This window comes from Magnetospirillum sp. XM-1, assembly GCF_001511835.1.
Taxonomy (GTDB): Bacteria; Pseudomonadota; Alphaproteobacteria; order Rhodospirillales; family Magnetospirillaceae; genus Phaeospirillum.
In genome coordinates this window covers 3,601,210-3,618,417 of the sequence record NZ_LN997848.1, presented here as the reverse complement: position 1 = coordinate 3,618,417, position 17,208 = coordinate 3,601,210, and the positions used below count along the sequence as shown (strand labels likewise).

The 17,208-nt window shown below is 67.6% G+C and carries 16 protein-coding genes; 7 read left to right on the top strand and 9 right to left on the bottom strand.

Annotated features, from left to right (window positions below; translation table 11 throughout):
• Positions 1-2: 2 nt before the first annotated feature.
• Positions 3-632 carry a penicillin-binding protein activator LpoB gene (locus XM1_RS16760; RefSeq protein WP_068435476.1) on the bottom strand — a complete coding sequence of 210 codons (630 nt, stop codon included), beginning with the start codon at positions 630-632 and terminating at the stop codon, positions 3-5.
• A 179-nt stretch (positions 633-811) separates the two neighbouring features.
• On the opposite strand from XM1_RS16760, the gene XM1_RS16755 reads away from it, so the two are divergent.
• On the top strand, positions 812-2,134 hold the full coding sequence (locus tag XM1_RS16755; protein ID WP_231920555.1) for a GGDEF domain-containing response regulator: 1,323 nt from the start codon (positions 812-814) through the stop codon (positions 2,132-2,134).
• A 1-nt stretch (position 2,135) separates the two neighbouring features.
• On the opposite strand, the gene XM1_RS16750 is transcribed toward XM1_RS16755, so the two are convergent.
• From XM1_RS16750 to XM1_RS16730, 5 genes are all read right to left on the bottom strand, one after another.
• Positions 2,136-2,462: a DUF6867 family protein gene (locus XM1_RS16750; protein ID WP_068435472.1), complete on the bottom strand. Its 327-nt coding sequence runs from the start codon at positions 2,460-2,462 to the stop codon at positions 2,136-2,138.
• On the bottom strand, positions 2,459-3,172 hold the full coding sequence (locus tag XM1_RS16745) for an ABC transporter ATP-binding protein (protein ID WP_068435470.1): 714 nt from the start codon (positions 3,170-3,172) through the stop codon (positions 2,459-2,461). The genes XM1_RS16750 and XM1_RS16745 overlap by 4 nt, the downstream gene beginning before the upstream one ends.
• Entirely contained in the window at positions 3,172-3,945 is a 774-nt protein-coding gene (locus XM1_RS16740) for an ABC transporter ATP-binding protein (protein ID WP_068435468.1), read from the bottom strand. The genes XM1_RS16745 and XM1_RS16740 overlap by 1 nt, the downstream gene beginning before the upstream one ends.
• 119 nt (positions 3,946-4,064) lie before the next feature.
• A complete protein-coding gene (gene livM / locus XM1_RS16735) occupies positions 4,065-5,312 on the bottom strand; it encodes a high-affinity branched-chain amino acid ABC transporter permease LivM (protein WP_068435466.1) in 1,248 nt (415 codons plus the stop codon).
• Between the two features lies 1 nt (position 5,313).
• Positions 5,314-6,228: a branched-chain amino acid transporter permease subunit LivH gene (locus tag XM1_RS16730; protein WP_068435464.1), complete on the bottom strand. Its 915-nt coding sequence runs from the start codon at positions 6,226-6,228 to the stop codon at positions 5,314-5,316.
• Between the two features lie 234 nt (positions 6,229-6,462).
• On the opposite strand from XM1_RS16730, the gene XM1_RS16725 reads away from it, so the two are divergent.
• The 6 genes from XM1_RS16725 to XM1_RS16700 all read left to right on the top strand — a co-directional run bounded on the left by XM1_RS16725 (position 6,463) and on the right by XM1_RS16700 (position 12,701).
• The gene (locus tag XM1_RS16725) at positions 6,463-8,142 is read left to right on the top strand and encodes a methyl-accepting chemotaxis protein (protein WP_068435462.1); all 1,680 of its coding nucleotides are present in this window, start codon (positions 6,463-6,465) and stop codon (positions 8,140-8,142) included.
• A gap of 61 nt (positions 8,143-8,203) precedes the next feature.
• Entirely contained in the window at positions 8,204-10,399 is a 2,196-nt protein-coding gene (locus tag XM1_RS16720) for a cation-translocating P-type ATPase (protein WP_231920553.1), read from the top strand.
• On the top strand, positions 10,396-10,791 hold the full coding sequence (cueR, locus tag XM1_RS16715) for a Cu(I)-responsive transcriptional regulator (protein ID WP_068435461.1): 396 nt from the start codon (positions 10,396-10,398) through the stop codon (positions 10,789-10,791). The genes XM1_RS16720 and cueR overlap by 4 nt, the downstream gene beginning before the upstream one ends.
• Before the next feature lie 86 nt (positions 10,792-10,877).
• Positions 10,878-11,969 (top strand): divergent polysaccharide deacetylase family protein, encoded by a 1,092-nt coding sequence (locus XM1_RS16710; protein ID WP_068435460.1) that lies wholly within the window; start codon positions 10,878-10,880, stop codon positions 11,967-11,969.
• Positions 11,970-12,052: 83 nt separating this feature from the next.
• Positions 12,053-12,430, top strand: a complete 378-nt coding sequence (locus XM1_RS16705; protein WP_068435459.1) for a hypothetical protein — start codon at positions 12,053-12,055, stop codon at positions 12,428-12,430.
• Positions 12,431-12,500: 70 nt separating this feature from the next.
• Complete coding sequence (locus XM1_RS16700) at positions 12,501-12,701, top strand: heavy-metal-associated domain-containing protein (protein ID WP_068435457.1); 201 nt, start codon at positions 12,501-12,503, stop codon at positions 12,699-12,701.
• Here XM1_RS16700 and XM1_RS16695 read toward each other — a convergent pair.
• From XM1_RS16695 to XM1_RS16685, 3 genes are all read right to left on the bottom strand, one after another.
• Positions 12,698-13,267, bottom strand: a complete 570-nt coding sequence (locus tag XM1_RS16695; protein WP_068435453.1) for a hypothetical protein — start codon at positions 13,265-13,267, stop codon at positions 12,698-12,700. The two genes, XM1_RS16700 and XM1_RS16695, sit on opposite strands and share 4 nt — an antisense overlap.
• A gap of 301 nt (positions 13,268-13,568) precedes the next feature.
• The gene (trpE, locus tag XM1_RS16690; RefSeq protein ID WP_068435448.1) at positions 13,569-15,089 is read right to left on the bottom strand and encodes an anthranilate synthase component I; all 1,521 of its coding nucleotides are present in this window, start codon (positions 15,087-15,089) and stop codon (positions 13,569-13,571) included.
• Positions 15,090-15,107: 18 nt separating this feature from the next.
• On the bottom strand, positions 15,108-16,979 hold the full coding sequence (locus XM1_RS16685) for a peptidyl-prolyl cis-trans isomerase (RefSeq protein ID WP_068435446.1): 1,872 nt from the start codon (positions 16,977-16,979) through the stop codon (positions 15,108-15,110).
• Between the last annotated feature and the right edge of the window lie 229 nt (positions 16,980-17,208).

The window sequence follows — 17,208 nt, the reverse complement described above, 5'->3', positions numbered from 1 at the left end:
TCCTAGCGATAGATGATGTCGTCCTGGGCGGCCTTGGCGAATTCGTAGATGCCGCTCCAGACGATTTCCGAGGTTTCCAGGTCGACCATCTCGAAGACGATCTGGTTGTAGCGCTGCATCATGCCGCTCTTGGGATCGCGGGAATCCAGCGAGGTGATGCGCCCGCCCAGACGGTAGTCGCCGCCCTTGGGGGCGCGGGCGCTGGGCAGGGTGGCCTTGTCCACCACGCCCTGGCGCTTCAACTCGCGCTCCTTGGCCACCATGTCGGCGTAGTTGCGCCCGACGAACTGCATGCGGCCCGAAGCGGCGCGGTTGAGGCCCACCCGCAGCCGGTCGGTGATGGAGTTCTTGTTCAGGCGCGACGAGCTCTCGTTATAGAAATATTCGGAATCGATGATGACGTTGGGCGGCACCTGGACGTTGGCGAGGCGCGGCTGGCTCAGCATGTCGCGCATCATCTGGTCGGTCATGCCGATGATGTCCTGGGACTCGATGCCCACGCCCTTCACCGGCCCGACACTACCCGGATCGATATAGACACTGGGGCTTCCGGCGGTGTTGTCGACGTTCTGGCAGGCGGCGAGCGCCAGGCCTGCGAAAAGCACGGAAGCAAAGGCGGGCAGGCGGCGCATGGTCGACATCCTCGAAAGCAGGTGAACCGATGATAGAATCGCGTGTAATTGGGGCGATGATATGGCATTCGTCGGTACCACGCATCACGCTTTCGTAAACCGACGCAGGCCGCTAGTATTGCCGCAACGGACCGGGCGAGTCCGATGCTTGAGGGGATGGCTGGACCTTGTCGGAAACCATGTTCGCACTGCTGGTCGAGGATTCTCCGACCCAGGCCCTGTTGACTTTGGCCGAGCTGGAAAAGGTCCCCAACGTCAAGGTCGATCACGCCGTCTCGCTGGCCTCCGCCCTGGAATTCATCCAGCGCAAGCGCTACCACGTCATTTTTCTCGACCTGACGCTTCCCGATTCGGTGGGGGACGAGACGGTGCGGCGCTTCTGCGGCGCGGCGCCGGAACTGGCGGTGGTGGTGCTCACCAACCACGACGACGACCAGCAGGCGCTGATGGCGCTGGAACACGGCGCCCAGGACTACCTGCTGAAGGCCAAGATCGACGCCGAATCGCTGTCGCGTTCGTTCCGCTACGCCATTCACAGGAAGCGCGCCGAGATTCTGGTGCGCGAGGCCCGCGACGCTGCGCTGGAAGCCAATCGTCAGCTGGAACGGCGCATGCGCCAGATCGACTGCATGTACGGCGTGTCGCGCATCCTGGAATCGCCGGAACTGCCGCTGCAGGTGGCGCTGGAGCAGGTGGTGGCCAAGGCCCCCTCTGCCTGGCTGAGGCCCGAGACCATCTGCGTTCGTCTGAGCTGTCTGCCCGGCCTGCTGCCCAGCGGCATCGTCCAGACGCCCGGCTTCGTCGAGACCGCCTACCGCCTGGAGGCCCAGGTATTCGCCGGCTCTCGCCCGGCCGGGCGCATCGAGATCTGCTGGACCGAAACCCCGCCGGCCGAGGGTGACGAGGCCTTTTCCACCTCGGAGCGCGAACTGGTGCGCGAACTGGCCCGCCGGATCGGTCTCGCCCTGGAGCGGGCCTGCGTCCAGAAGGAACTGGTGCAGCTGGCGACCACCGACTTCCTCACCGACGCCTGCAACCGCCGGCACTTCATGCAGTCCACGGCGGCGGAAATCCAGCGGGCCGGCCGCTATGGCCGTCCCATGTCGCTGCTGATGATCGATCTCGACCACTTCAAGCGCATCAACGACGAACGGGGCCATGCCGCCGGCGACGAGGCGCTGAAGGCCTTCGTGGTGATGGCCCGCGACCTGTTGCGCGACCAGGACATCATCGGCCGCATGGGCGGCGAGGAATTCGCCATCGCCCTGCCGGAAACCGCCCTCAATCCCGCCCTGGTGGTGGCCGAGCGCCTGCGCATCCGGCTGGCCGGGCTGCAGGTGCCGGTGGGCGGCGGCGAGCCCATCACGCTCAGCGCCAGCTTCGGCGTCGCCGAATGCAAGGTGGGGGCGGGCGAGGGGCTGGAGGCCTGCCTGGGACGCGCCGACGCGGCGCTCTACCGCGCCAAGGCCATGGGCCGCAACCGGGTCGAGCCCGCCGAATAACTCAGAGCTTGCGCAGGGAGAACGGCCCGGTCCTGACGTACAACCAGGGATACTGGTCGGCCATGCGGCGCACCTGGGTCAGACGCCAGGACAGCAAACCGATGCAGACCAGGACGGCGCTGTCCAGCAGCCAGCCGGAAAATGACAGCAACTGGCCGCCGAACAGGGCGAAGCCGAGGAAGCGGTCGGCGGCGCCCAGCAGCAGGGCATAGGGGATCACCTGCCAGGCGGGGCGCCAGGTGGCGGCCAGCGCCTGGCCGGTCATGAAGGCGCAGCCGCCGAACAGCACGATGGTCAGGCCGACGAAGACGGGGAACGAGGTGATCATCCGTGTCCTCCCCCCAGGTATTGGGCGCGGATTTCCGCGTTGGCCAGCAGTTCGGCGCCGGTGCCGCTCATGGTGACCTTGCCGTTGACCATGACGTAGCCGCGATGGGCCAGTTTCAGCGCATGGAAGGCGTTCTGCTCCACCAGGAAGACGGTGACGCCCTGCTCGCGGTTGATCTCGGCGACGATCTCGAAGATCTGGCGCACCACCAGCGGCGCCAGACCGAGCGAGGGCTCGTCCAGCAGCAGGATCTTGGGCCGGCTCATCAGGGCGCGGCCGATGGCCAGCATCTGCTGCTCGCCCCCCGACAGGGTGCCGCCGCGCTGGGCCAGACGCTCCTTGAGGCGGGGGAACAGGCCCAGCACCCGCTCCAGATCCTGGTCGAAATGGGCGGGGTTGGCCATGGCGGCGCCCATCTGCAGGTTTTCCAGCACGCTCATGCGCGGGAAGATGCGCCGCCCCTCGGGCGAATGGGCGAGGCCCCGGCGCATGATGTGATGGGTGGCAAGACCCGTGATGTCCTCGCCCGCCAGCCGGACCTTGCCGGCGCTGGCCCGGGGATTGCCGCAGATGGTCATCAGAAGGGTGGTCTTGCCCGCTCCGTTGGCGCCCACCAGGGCGACGATTTCGCCCTCGGCCACGTCGATGTCTACGCCGTGCAGCGCCTGGATGCGGCCATAGCCCGAGTGAAGCCCCTCGATGCGCAGCATCAGCCGGCCTCCTCTTCGTCGGGCTCGCCCAGATAGGCGCGGATCACCGCCGGGTCGGCCTTGATGGCCTCGGGCGCGCCCTCGGCGATTTTCTTGCCGTAATCCAGCACCACGATATGGTCGGAGATCTCCATCACCACGCTCATGTCGTGTTCGATCAGCAGCAGGCCGATGCCGTTCTCGGCGCGGATGTCCAGCAGCAGGCGGTTCAGCTCGGCCGACTCGCGGGGGTTGAGGCCGGCGGCCGGCTCGTCCAGGCACAGCAGCACCGGCTCGGTGCACATGGCCCGCGCGATTTCCAGGCGGCGCTGATGGCCATAGGGCAGGCTGCCTGCCTCCTCGTCGGCGAAGGGGGTGAGGCCCACCTTGTCCAGCCAATGCCGCGCCCGCTCCACCGCCCGGGCTTCGGCCTGGGCGTAGCGCGCCAGGCCCAGCAGCCCGGCCAGCGAAAACAGGGAGGCCCGCATCAGCGCCGTATGCTGGGCGACGATCAGGTTCTCCAGCACGCTCATGCGGGCGAACAGGCGGATGTTCTGGAAGGTCCGCGCCACCCCGGCCGTCTGGGTGATGGTGAAGTCGTCCAGGCGTTCCAGCAGCATGGGGCCTGACGGGTGGTTCAGTGCGATGCGCCCCACCTGCGGCTTGTAGAAGCCGGTGATGCAGTTGAACAAGGTGGTCTTGCCCGCGCCGTTGGGGCCGATCACCGCGGTGATGTCCTTGGGCGCCGCCGAGAACGACAGGTCGTTGACGGCGAACAGGCCGCCGAAGCGCATGGTCACGTGCTCGACGTTTAATAAGGGCCCCTCAGACGCCGGGCGCCCACCTCCGTGGGCTTGGCTCCTCCGCTTCGCTCCGGGCGCCTCAATGGCGCCGCGCTTCGGCTGCGCCTCGCTCATGATGCGTCTTTCAAACGAATGGTGGGCTCACGCGTTGACAAGAGGCCCGAGGGCTTCCACAGCATGATCAGCACCATGGCGGCGCCGAAGGCCAGCATGCGGAATTGCTGCAACTCGCGGAACCATTCGGGCAGGCCGACCAGCAACAGGGCAGCCAGCACGATGCCGATCTGGCTGCCCATGCCGCCCAGCACCACGATGGCCAGGATCACCGCCGATTCGATGAAGGTGAAGCTTTCCGGGCTGATGAAGCCCTGCCTGGTGGCGAAGAACGACCCGGCGAACCCGGCGAACATGGCCCCGGTGGCGAAGGCCGACAGCTTGACCGTGGTGGGGTTGATGCCGAGCGACCGGCAGGCGATCTCGTCCTCCCTCAACGCCTCCCAGGCGCGGCCCACCGGCAGGCGGCGGATGCGCAGCGTGAACAGGTTGGTCAGCAGCGCCAGCACCAGGATCAGGAAATACAGGAACATCACCCGGTGGTCGGCCGAGTATTCCAGGCCGAAGAACTCGGCGAAGCCCTTCTGGCCTTCGGGCGGGACCATCTTGAACGACAGGCCGAAGAAGGACGGGCGCTCGATGCCAGAGATGCCGTTGGGGCCGCCGGTGACGTCCTGCCAGTTCTGCAGCACCACGCGGATGATCTCGCCCAGGCCCATGGTGACGATGGCGATGTAGTCACCCCGAAGGCGGAGCACGGGAAAGCCCAGCACCATGCCGAACAGGGCGGCCAGCAAGCCGGCCAGCGGCAGGCAGACCCAGAACGACAGGCCGAAGGTCTGGCTCAGCAGGGCGTAGGAATAGGCCCCCACCGCGTAGAAGGCGACGAAGCCCAGGTCCAGCAGCCCGGCGAGGCCCACCACGATGTTCAGGCCCCAGCCCAGCATGACGTAGATGAGCACCAAGGTGGCCTTGTCCACCACGTTGCGCCCGGCGAACGGCAGGAAGGGCAGGACCAGGGCGAAGGCCACCATGGCCCAGCCCAGATAGACCATCACCCGTCGCGGGGGCGCCGGCATGCTGGGAACTTTGTCGGCCAGGACGCGGCGGAGGAGGCCGATGGCCAGACGGCCGCCGGCGACGATGGCCGCCGACCAGAGGACCCAGTCCAGGCGGTTGGACAGGCTGAGGCCGCTGGCCGAATCCTCCAGGCGCACGCCCAGCATGGGCAGCGCCATGGCGGCGGCCACCAGCCCCGCCAGGACGGCGTCCACCAGAGCCGCGCGCACTTCGCCGCCCCGCATCTCAGATCTTCTCCACGTCGGGCTTGCCCAACAGGCCGGTGGGGCGGAAGACCAGCACCGCCACCAGGATGGAGAAGGTGGCGACGTCCTTGTACTCGATGGAGAAATAGGCCGACCAGAAGGCCTCGATCAGGCCGATCAAGAGCCCGCCCAGCATGGCGCCGGGCAGCGAGCCGATGCCGCCCAGGACGGCCGCCGTGAACGCCTTGATGCCGGCCAGAAAGCCGATATAGAAGTCGATCACCCCGTAATACAGCGTCACCATCATGCCGGCCACGCCGGCCAGCCCGGCGCCGATGACGAAGGTGGTGGAGATCACCCGGTCCACGTCGATGCCCAGCAGCGACGCCATCTTCATGTCCTGCTCGCAGGCGCGCTGGGCGCGGCCTAAGGCGGTGCGTGTGATCACCCAGGTGAACGCCGCCATCAGGCCCAGCGTCAGCGCCATGATGACGATCTGCATCCAGCTGAGGCTGACCACGAAATCGCCGCCGTCCATCAGGGTTAGCCCGCCCCTGAAGACGGGGGGCAGCGGCTTGGCCCTGGCGCCTTGGGCCTGGGCGACGAAATTCTGCAAGATGATGGATACGCCGATGGCCGAGATCAGCGGCGCCAGCCTGGGGGCCGAGCGCAGCGGGCGATAGGCCACCCGCTCGGCAGTCCAGCCCCACAGCGCGGTCAGCCCCATGGCGGCGACCAGGGTGAGCACCAGGGCCAGCGGCACCGAGGTGCCGAACACCGTGGTTGCCGCCAGGAAGGTGATCAGCGAAATGAACGCGCCCACCATGTAGATCGTGCCATGGGCGAAATTGATCATGCCCAGCACGCCGTAAACCATGGTGTAGCCAAGGGCGACCAGACCATAGATGGCGCCCAGCGTCAGTCCGTTTATCAATTGCTGGAGAAAATACTCCATTCCCCCACCCCGGCCGATGAATTCAATTCAATCGAGTCGCAAGAAACCTACTCGGACGGGCGGGCGTGTCAACTGCCAAGGCGGCCGGAAGGCAGGGCGGTCGCGCTTTTCGCCGCAGATTGGCGAGGGGTTGTAATTCCAGAAGTCATACCCAATTCATTGTTTGGATTATTTCTAAGGTTAGGTGGGGCGAGGGCAGCCGATCTGACTCCGAGATTTTAAGAGGCATAGACTATGCTTGACCGTTTCAATGTTGCCCAAAAGTTGCTCATCGCCTTTGGTGCAGTTCTTTTGGTTGTTGTTGGTCTGTCGGCGTTCGCCATCAATCGCATGGCGGCCATGAATCTGGCGGCCCTGGATATCGCGGAGAACTGGCTGCCCGGCCTGGGCGCCGCCAGGGAGGTCGACAGCCTGCTGGCCAAGCAGCGGGCCACCACCTTCCGGCACATCCTGACCACCGACGACAAGCAGATGGTCGAGGTCGAGCGGATTCTGGAGGGCCAGATCAGGGACTTCCAGACTGCCAAGGAGCATTACGCCAGATTGCTCGCCACCCCGGAGGAGCGGGCCAATTACGAAGCCTGGGTCAAGGTGATGGCCGATTACGACGCCATGGTGGCCAAGGTGTTGGTTCTGTCGCGCCAGAACCAGAACGACGCCGCCCGCGATCTGGTGCTGAGTAACCTGAAACTCTATACCGATTCCCAGATGCACGCCGCCAAGGCGGTGCAGATCAACGAAGACGGCGCGAAACAGGCGACCCGGACCGCCGAGGCGCTGTACTCGTGGTCGCGGACGGTGCTGATCGGCACGGTGGCCGTTGTGCTTGCCCTGGTGGTGGCCTTCGGCCTCATGCTGCGCAGCAGCATCGCGACCCCCGTCATCGCCATGACCGCCGCCATGAACCGTCTGGCGGACAAGGACATGTCGGTGGTCATTCCGGCTCAGGGACGGACCGACGAGGTGGGGCGCATGGCCGCCGCCATGCAGACCTTCAAGGAGAACATGATCCGCTCCGACCAGCTGGAAGCCGAGCAGCGGGCGGCGCAGGAGCACAATCTGGCGCGCGGCCGGACGATCGAGACCCTGACCGGCGATTTCGACAATGCGGTGTCGCGTATGCTGGGCGAGGTTTCCAATGCCTCCCATAGCATGGAGGAGGCGGCCCAGAGCATGAGCGCCACGGCACAGCAGACCAGCCGCCAGACGGTGCTGGTCGCAGCCGCCACCGAGGAGGCCTCGTCCAGCGTCCAGACCGTGGCCGCCGCCGCCGAGGAACTGGCTTCGTCCATCCACGAGATCGGACGCCAGGTCACCCAGTCCTCCCACGTGGCCCGGATGGCCGCCGAGGAGGCGTCCAAGACCAATGAGACGGTGACCGGCCTGGCGGAAAGCTCGGCCAAGATCGGCGACGTGGTCAACCTGATCAACGACATCGCGTCCCAGACCAATCTGCTGGCCTTGAACGCCACCATCGAGGCAGCCAGGGCCGGCGACGCCGGCAAGGGATTCGCCGTGGTGGCCGGTGAGGTGAAGAACCTCGCCAACCAGACCGGCCGCGCCACCGAGGAGATCAGCCAGCAGATCTCCGCGGTGCAGGAGGCCACCCGCCAGGCGGTGGACGCCATCGGCGGCATCGTCAAGCGTATCGAGGAGATCAACCAGATTTCGGCGGCCATCGCCAGCGCGGTGGAGGAACAGAGCGCCGCCACCGCCGAGATCGCCCGCAACGTCCAGCAGGCGGCGTCGGGCACCCAGGAAGTGTCGGCCAATATCAGCGGTGTCACCCAGGCGGCCGAGGAAACGGGCGCGGTGGCCACCTCGGTGCTGTCCTCGGTGCAGGCGGTGAACCGTCTGGCCGATTCCCTGCGCGGCGTGGTGGCGGCCTTCCTGGGCAACGTCAAGTCGGCCTGATCTGCATGAAAAACAGGTGTTGACCTTCCAGTCGCTGGAAGGTCAACACTGGCGGCACCATATGAAGTCCAAAGGTGCCGCCATGACCAGCCAAAGCCTGTCCCTGCCCGTCAAGGGAATGACCTGCGCCGCCTGCTCCACCCGCCTGGAGCGGGTTCTGGGCAAGGTGGCCGGCGTCGAGCAGGCGCTGGTCAGCCTGGCGGCCGAACGCGCCGACATCCGTTTCGACGCCGACCAGGCCCGGCCCGAGGATCTGGTCTCGGCCATCGTCAAGGCCGGGTTCCACGCCGACCTCGCCCAGAGCGGCGACGAGGACCTGGACCGGGAAGAGGCGGAGCACGCCGCCGAATCCGCCCGCCATCTGCGCCTGCTGGCCCTTTCCGCCCTGCTGACCCTGCCGCTGATCGGCCAGATGGTCCTCGACATGGCCGGGCTGCACATCATGATTCCGGCCGAGATCCAGCTGCTGCTGGCCTTGCCGGTGCAGTTCTGGATCGGGGCGCGTTTCTATACCGGCGCCTGGGCCTCGCTGAAGGGCGGCGCGGGCAACATGGACGTGCTGGTGGTGCTGGGCACCTCGGCCGCCTTCGGCCTGTCGGCCTGGCATGTGCTGGCCGGCGACGCCCATCACGGCAATCTCTATTTCGAGGGCGCTTCGGTGGTCATCACCCTGGTGCTGCTGGGCAAGTGGCTGGAGGGCCGCGCCAAGCGCTCGGCGGCCGGCGCCATTCGCGCCCTGATGCGCCTGAAGCCCGACACCGCCAGGGTGGAGCGCGACGGGCTGGTCATCGAGGTTCCCGCCGCCCTGGTGGCGGTGGGCGAAGTGGTGCTGGTCCGCCCCGGCGAGCGTGCCCCCGTGGATGGCCGGGTGGTGGACGGCGCATCCCAAATGGACGAATCCCTGATCACCGGCGAAAGCCTGCCGGTGCCCAAGGGGGCCGGCGACGAGGTGGTGGCCGGCGCGGTCAACGGCGAGGGATTGCTGCGGGTCGAGGCGACCCGGGTCGGCGCGCAATCGACCATCAGCCGCATCATCCGCATGGTCCAGGGCGCCCAGGCCGCCAAGGCCCCGGTGCAGAAGCTGGTGGACCGCATCTCCAATGTGTTCGTGCCGGTGGTGACGGTGATCGCCGTGGCGAGCTTCCTCGGCTGGTGGCTGATGGTTGGCGATTTGCAGACCGCCTTCGTGGCGGCGGTGTCGGTGCTGGTCATCGCGTGTCCCTGCGCGCTGGGCCTCGCCACCCCCACCGGCATCATGGTCGGCACCGGGCTGGCGGCGCGGCACGGGATTCTCATCAAGGACGCCGAGGCGCTGGAACTGGCCCACAAGGTCCAGGTGGTGGTGTTCGACAAGACCGGCACCCTGACCGAGGGCCGCCCGGCGGTGGCCTCCATCAAATCCGCCGATGGTGACGAGGCCTCTTTGCTGCGTCTTGCCGCCTCGGCCCAGCAGGGCAGCGAGCATCCCCTGGCCCGTGCCCTGCTGGCCGCGGCCGGTGAAGGCCTGGCGCCGCTCGGCGCCTTCCGCTCGCTGCCCGGCCGGGGGCTGGAGGCCGAGGTGGAGGGCCGCGCCCTGCTGATCGGCAGCCGCCGCCTGATGAATGAGCGCAGTATCGATCCCGGTCCGCTGGCCGAGAACGCCGAGGCGGAAGAGGCCCAGGGCCGCACCCTGATGTGGGTGGCGGAAGGCTCCACCATGCTGGGCTTCGTCGCGGTGGCCGATCCGGTCAAGCCCAGCGCGGCCCAGGCCGTGGCGCGGCTGAAGGCATTGGGGCTGGAGACGGTGATGCTGACCGGCGACAACGCGCGGGCGGCGGCGGCCGTGGCCCGGGCCGCCGGGGTGGACCGGGTGCTGGCCGAGGTGCTGCCCGAGGACAAGGAGGCGGAAATCCGCCGTCTCAAGGACGAAGGCCGGGTGGTGGCCATGGTGGGCGACGGCATCAACGACGCCCCGGCGCTGGCCGCCGCCCATATCGGCATCGCCATGGGCACCGGCACCGATGTCGCCATGCAGGCGGCGGGCATCACCCTGGTCAAGGGCGACCCGGCCCGCCTGCCCGAAGCCATCGGCATTTCGCGGGCCACCACCGCCAAGATCCGCCAGAACCTGTTCTGGGCCTTCGCCTACAACGTGGTGGCCATTCCGGCGGCCGCCCTGGGACTGCTGACACCGGTGATCGCCGGCGCGGCCATGGCCATGTCGTCGGTGTCGGTGGTGTCCAACTCCCTGCTGCTGCGGCGCTGGAGGATGAAATGAACATCGGCGAGGCGGCGCGGCGCTCCGGGGTTTCGGCCAAGACCATCCGCTATTACGAATCCGTCGGGCTGATCCCGGCCGCCGGGCGCACCGCGTCGGGCTACCGCGCCTATACCGCAAACGAGGTGGAGACGCTGCGCTTCATCCATCGGGCGCGTTCGCTGGGCTTCTCGGTGGGCGACGTGGCCGGGCTTTTGGAATTGTGGCGCGACCGCTCGCGGGCCAGCGCCGACGTCAAGGCCATTGCTTTGAAGCATGTGGCCGATATCGAGCGCAAGATCGCCGAACTGGACACCATCCGCCGCACCCTTTTGGACCTGACCACGCGCTGCTGCGGCGACGATCATCCGGAATGCCCGATTCTGGAAGAGTTGGCGACCACGGCCCGTTGAGCCTTTGCGCCCCCGGCCGTTTGGCCTTACAAGGATGGCGGTTTCAATACGGGTGGTGAGACGTGGGGCGGCGAGACGTCAGACGCATGCTGATGGGCAACAAGACGCCCCTGTGGGAGCGGCCCGCCGTGCTGGTCGGCCTGATGGTCGGCGTGCTGGCCCTTGGCGTCGCCATCGGCATGGCGCTGGGCCTGTGGTCGGGCAAGTCGTCCAAGCCCGTTCCCGGCGCCGAGCAGGCCCCGGCCCCGGTGATCGCCGCCACCGCTCCGCCGCCGCCGGCCGCCTCGGCCGCTCCCGATGAGGACGAGGGCGGGCCCCTGCTGGCCCCGCCGCCGCCGCGACCCGATCCCGGCTCGTCCGAGGCCCTGGAATTCGGCCATGCCTCCGACGTGGTGTCGCTGGCGCCCGCGCCGCCGCCGCCGCCCATCCCCGAGGTCAAGCTGCCCCCGGCGGGAGCGGCGGTGTGGCTGAAGAACGCCCTGCCGACGCCCAAGACCGGCGGGCGGCCGGTGATCGCCATCGTCATCGACGATCTCGGAATCGACCGCCGTCGCAGCGAGCGCATGGCCCAGCTCAAGGGGCCGCTGACGCTGTCTTACATGACCTATGCCGACGACGTGGCGCGCCAGGCCCACGACGCCCGGGTGCGCGGCCATGAATTGATGGTCCACGTGCCCATGCAGCCGCAGAGCCGCAGCTACGACCCGGGGCCGGAAGTGCTGGAAGTGGGGCTGTCGGCGGACGAGATCCGCCGCCGCCTGGATTGGGGCCTGTCGCGCTTCGACGGCTATGTGGGCATCAACAACCACATGGGCTCGCGCTTCACCTCGGACGCGGCGGGCATGCGGGTGGTGATGGGGGAATTGCGCCGGCGCGGCCTGGCCTTCATCGATTCGGTGACCTCGGAGCGCACGGTGGGGGCCGAGACGGCGCGCCATTACGGCGTGCCCTTCGCCGCCCGCCACGTCTTCCTCGACAACGACCAGGGCGTCGCCCATGTGCGGGCCCAACTGGCCAAGACCGAGGCCTATGCCCGCAAGCACGGCGCCGCCATCGCCATCGGCCATCCCCACGACGGCACCATCGAGGCCCTGGCCGGCTGGCTGCCGGGACTGGAAGCGCGCGGCTTCGTGCTGGTGCCGGTCAGCACCGTCGTCCGCATGGGCAACGGGCAATAATAAGGGTATTTACCTAGGTCTGGAATTCTTTAGACTGCCCTGGGCGAGACGTGGCCGATGGGACGGCCCGGGGGGATGGCGCGATGGTCTGGACGGCGGAAGCCTTGGCCCAGGATGGGCTGATCATTCTTGAATATTCGGGTCTGATTCACAGTGGCGAGGTGGAGGCTTCGGCCATGGAGACCTTGCGGCTGGCGGCCGAAACCGGAATCACCCGCGTTCTGGCCGATTGCTCCAGCATGTCCATCGGCGGGCACACCATTCTCGATCTGGCGCTGCTGATCGATTGGATGAGCGAGATGAACTACCGCCATATATCCGAGGCGATTGTCGCCCCGCCCGGAGCCCCGGCCTCGGAAAACGTCGACTTCTGGGTTCTGGCGGCGAAGAACCGGGGGTTCAACCTGCGGCGGTTCGAAACCCGCGAGGCGGCTCTCGCCTGGTTGGCGACGACGCCGTGAATCCCCTTGACCTTCCATCGGCGGGAAGGTTCACACTTCCCCCCAATGCAATCCTCATGGAGAGACGATCATGTCCACCACTTACCGCGTCACCGGCATGAGCTGCGGCGGCTGTTCCAAGTCGGTGACCGCGGCCATCCAGGAAATCGCCCCCGGCGCCAAGGTCGAGGTCGACCTGGGCAGCAAGGCGGTGACCGTGGACGGCGCCGACGAGGCCCAGGTCCGTCAGGCGGTGGATGCCGCCGGTTTCGGTTTCGAAGGCCGGGTCTAGCCCTCGGCCTGGGCCGCTCCCTCGGCCCGCGCCAGACGGCGCAGGACCTCGGCGGTTTCCTCCAGCGCGTCCACCTGATGGTCCAGCCACACCCGGCCCAGCGCGCCGTTCAGGGCCCAGGCCGGGCAGGATGCGGTGCGGGTGGAAAGCTCGCAATCGCACGAACGCAGCAGGGCGTCGATCTGGCGACGGCGCACCGCCGGCGGGACCAGATCGAGGAAGGCCAGCTTGAGGCGGATTCCCACCTGGCCGAAGGTTGAAAGCGGGGCGGCCAGGGGCTGTGCGATCAGGTCGTGCAGCTTGCGCCGCCCGTCGCCGGTGATGGCCAGGCGGGTGGACCGCTCCACCGGATTGAGCAAGCCGTCCGCCAGCATCTCGTCCATGGCGTCGAAGACCAGTTGCGACACCGGCGCCCAGCCCGGGCCGACCAGGGCGGCGACCGCCCGGATGGCGTCGTCCACGGGCAGGGAGCTACGCTCGACGGCGCCCAGCACGGCCAGCCAGATGTAATCCCTGGCGGTCATGGCCTGCCGGCTCAGGATCGTCCGGCCTTCGATGAACCCCATCACGCCCTCCAAGTGCAAATGCGAATGAATCGCAATGTGCGGGAGCAGGGACGAGATTGCAACTCTTTCGTTGGGAAAGGGGGGCAACGGGTCAGAATTTCAAATTGTTTGATTTCTTCGTCTTGGCCGGGCTTGTCCCGGCCACCCAAGCCCATCCGTCTGGCGGGATACTGCCGGAACGGCATGGATACGCGGGACAAGCCCGCGCATGACGGCTATCGGTGGCCGGCGCAGCGTTCAATTCGAGCGAGGCAGTGTCCCACCAAGCCTGGCGACGTTGCCGTGGTTGGAAAATAGGCGGCTACTGCTTGACCAGGGTGTAGTCGATGGCGTCCTCGGCGGCGCGCACCAGGGCGCGGGCCTTGTTCATGCACTCCTCGTGCTCGGACAGCGGCACCGAATCGGCGACGATGCCCGCACCCGCCTGGACGTACATGGTGCCGTCCTTGACCAGGGTGGTCCGAAGCGCGATGCAGGTGTCCATGTTGCCGTTGCCGTCGAAATAGCCGATGGCGCCGGCATAGAACGAGCGGCGCTCGGTCTCCAGCTCGTCGATGATCTCCATGGCGCGGATCTTGGGGGCGCCCGAGGTGGTGCCGGCCGGGAAGCCGGCCATCAGGGCGTCCATGGCGTCGCAGCCTTCGCGGATCTTGCCTTCCACATTGGAGACGATGTGCATGACGTGGGAATAGTATTCCACCGCCATCTTCTTGGTGACCTCGACCGAGCCGATGGAGGCCACCCGGCCCACGTCGTTACGGCCCAGGTCCAGCAGCATCAGGTGCTCGGCCAGTTCCTTGGGATCGGCCAGCAGGTCGGCGGCCAGTTCCTCGTCCTCGGCGGGGGTCTTGCCCCGGCGGCGCGTGCCGGCGATGGGACGGATGGTGACCTTCTCGTCGCGCAGGCGCACCAGGATTTCCGGGCTGGAGCCCACCAGCTGGAACTCGCCCAGGTCCAGGAAGAACAGGAACGGGCTGGGATTGAGGCGGCGCAGCGAACGGTACAGCGAGAACGGCGGCAGCCGGAAGGGCACCGCCAGACGCTGGGACAGCACCACCTGGAAGATGTCACCGGCGGCGATGTATTCCTGGGCCTTCTCCACCATGCGGCAGTAATGCTCGGGCGACACGCTGGGCACCGGGATGGGCTGGTGCTCGTCCCGGGGAAAGCCCAGATAGGTGTGGGGCAGGGGGGATTCCAGGGATTCGACGATGTGCTCGAGCCGCTCCCAGGCCAGGTCCCAGGCGGCCTGGGCGTCCATGCCGGCCCGCGGCCAGACGGGCGCCACGGCGGTCAGCGTGCCGTTGACGTTGTCGAACACCGCCATGATGGTGGGGCGCATGAAGATGCCGTCGGGCACCTTGATGGGGTCGGGATTGCCGTCGGGCAGCTTTTCCGCCAGCCGCACCATGTCGTAGCTCATATAGCCGATCAGGCCGGCCGACATGGGGGGCAGGTGGGGCGGCGTCTCGATGCCGCATTCGGCCACCAGGGCGCGCAAGCTGTCCAGGGCGCCGGACTTGGCGGCCACGGGACAGGGCTGGTACGACCCGGTCTTGGAACGGGCGTTGCGGTTGATCCACGCCTCGTTGCCCACGCACTTCCACAGAAGGTCGGGCTTCATGCCGAGGATGGAATAGCGGCCGCGCACCGCGCCGCCTTCCACCGATTCCAGCAAGAAGGCGTTGGGCTGGCCGTTGGCCAGCTTCAGGAAGGCGGAAACCGGCGTCTCCAGATCGGCCACCAGGACCCGCCAGACCACCTGGGGCCTGCCACTGTCATAGGCTTCGGCGAAGGCGGGGAAGTCGGGCTGATGGGTCATGATGGGACGATTGCTCTTCTACTCTTCGCGGGTCAGCTGGGGACGGTCGACCTTGACCCCGATGGAGGCGTTCAGCGCGGCGATGTACTGGTCGGCGATGTCGGTGGCCACCGCCTGCGAGACGCGCTGGCGGGCGGCGTTGGTCACAGCCGGGTTGGCGTTGACGTCGAAGGGCACCACGCTGGTCAGGCGGGCCACCAGGGTGCCGCCCTGGACCGGCGCGACGGCCACGCCGCCCGGCTGGGCCTTGAACAGTTCGGCGATCACCGTGGCGGGCAGGGCGCTGCCTTCGCCGGGCTCGCGGACGAACGGCTTGGAGGTCTCCACCTTGGCGCCGGCGGACTGGGCCACCTGGGCGGCGCTTTCGCCGGCCTTGATGCGGTCGGCCAGCTTCTGGGCCTTGTCGCGGGCCTGCTCCTGGCGGCGTTCGGCCTGCCAGGTGGCGACCACCTCGGCCTTGATGTCGGCCAGGAGCTTGGGGGCCGGCGGCGTGACGCCGTCGACCCGCAGCAGGAAGTAGCCGTTGTTGGGCACTTCGGTCAGCGGGCTCTCGGTGCTCTGCTCGGTATGGAAGGCCACGTCGAGGAACTGGTCGGACTTGGGCAGGTCGGCTACCGGCTTGCCGTTCGGGCCGCGCCCCTGGGCATCCAGCGCCGCGATCTTGACGGTCTTGAGGTTGTGGCGCTTGGCTGCCTCCTCCAGGGTGGCGCCGCCGCCGAGCGCGTCTTCCACCTTGTTGGCCAGCTCGGCCAGGCCGTCCATGGACTTTTCCTTGCGCAGGTCCTGTTCGAGCTGCTTTTTCACCTCGTCGAAGCTGCGGGTGCGGCCGGGCTGCACCTGGCTCACCTTGACCACGTGCCAGCCCAGCGCCGACTTGATCGGCTGGCCGGTGGCGCCGGCCGACAGCTTGAACACCGCCTCGGCCAGGCCTTCGGGCAGGTCGCCCTTTTCGATGGTGCCCAGATCGATGATCTCGGCGCCCAGCGCCTTGGCGACCGCCGCCAAATCCTTGCCCTGGGTCACCAGATCGGTGGCCTTGGCCGCCGCCGACTGCTCGTCGAAGACGATCTGCGACACGGCACGGCGTTCGGGGGTGGAGAATTCCTCCAGACGCTGCTGGTAGGTCTCCTGCAGCATGGCCTCGTCGATGTCGATGCCGCCCGCCACGTCGGCGGGGCGCAGCAGCAGCACGGTCAGCGCCCTGTATTCCGGCGCCATGAAGCGGCTGAGGTTGTCCTTGTAATAGGCCTCCAGCTGGGCCGCCTCGGGGGCGGGCGGCAGCGGGGTGGACTCGTCCTTGACCACGAAGGTTTCGGCCACCCGGCGCTCCTCGCGCCAGGCCAGCAGCGGGTCGGTCAGCGCCACGGGGGCGCCGATGCCGGCGGCGACGGTCTCCACCATCTGGTTGCGCACCATGTTGGTGCGCTCGGTCTTCATGAAGCTGTCCTCGGTGAAGCCCAGGCGGGCGAGGCGCGAGCGGAAGACGTCGCGGTCGAACTGGCCGGTCGGCCCCTTGAAGGCCGGATTGGAGGCCACCCGGCGCAGGATGGTCTCGTCGGTGGCGGCAAGGCCCAGCGAGCGGGCCGCCTCGTCGATCAGGGTCCGCGCGATCAGGGAATCGATGGTGCGGTCCAGCATGCCCATCTTGCGGGCATCCTCCGGCGTCAGCTTGCCGCCGAACAGCGGCTGCAGGCGCTCCACCTCGCGCTTGAACTCGGCCATCACCTCGGCGGCCGACATGGACGTCTTGCCGATCTCGATGGCCGGGCTGCGGCCGACGCCGCCGCGCACCACGTCGCCGGCGCCCCAGGTGATAAAGCTCAGGCCCAACAGTGCGAACAGCAACCTGACGATCCAGGTCTTCGAAGCGGTGCGGAATACGTCGAGCATGGAGTTGCCTGAGTCCGAAAAAGGTGTTGGGACGCGCCGAAAGCCCGGCCGTCCTGGGCAGCGGCATAATAAGGAGGGGGCAGGGGGGCCGCAACATGGAAGTGGCGCTTGGCATGCCGGTTCCCGCCTTCGCCCGTCTCGCCGCCGAAAGGCATATTCGATGCGGGATGGGCGGAATGTTGTTGCGGAAAAACCCTGGAATCTGTGTATATAATAAAAATCGAAGGTA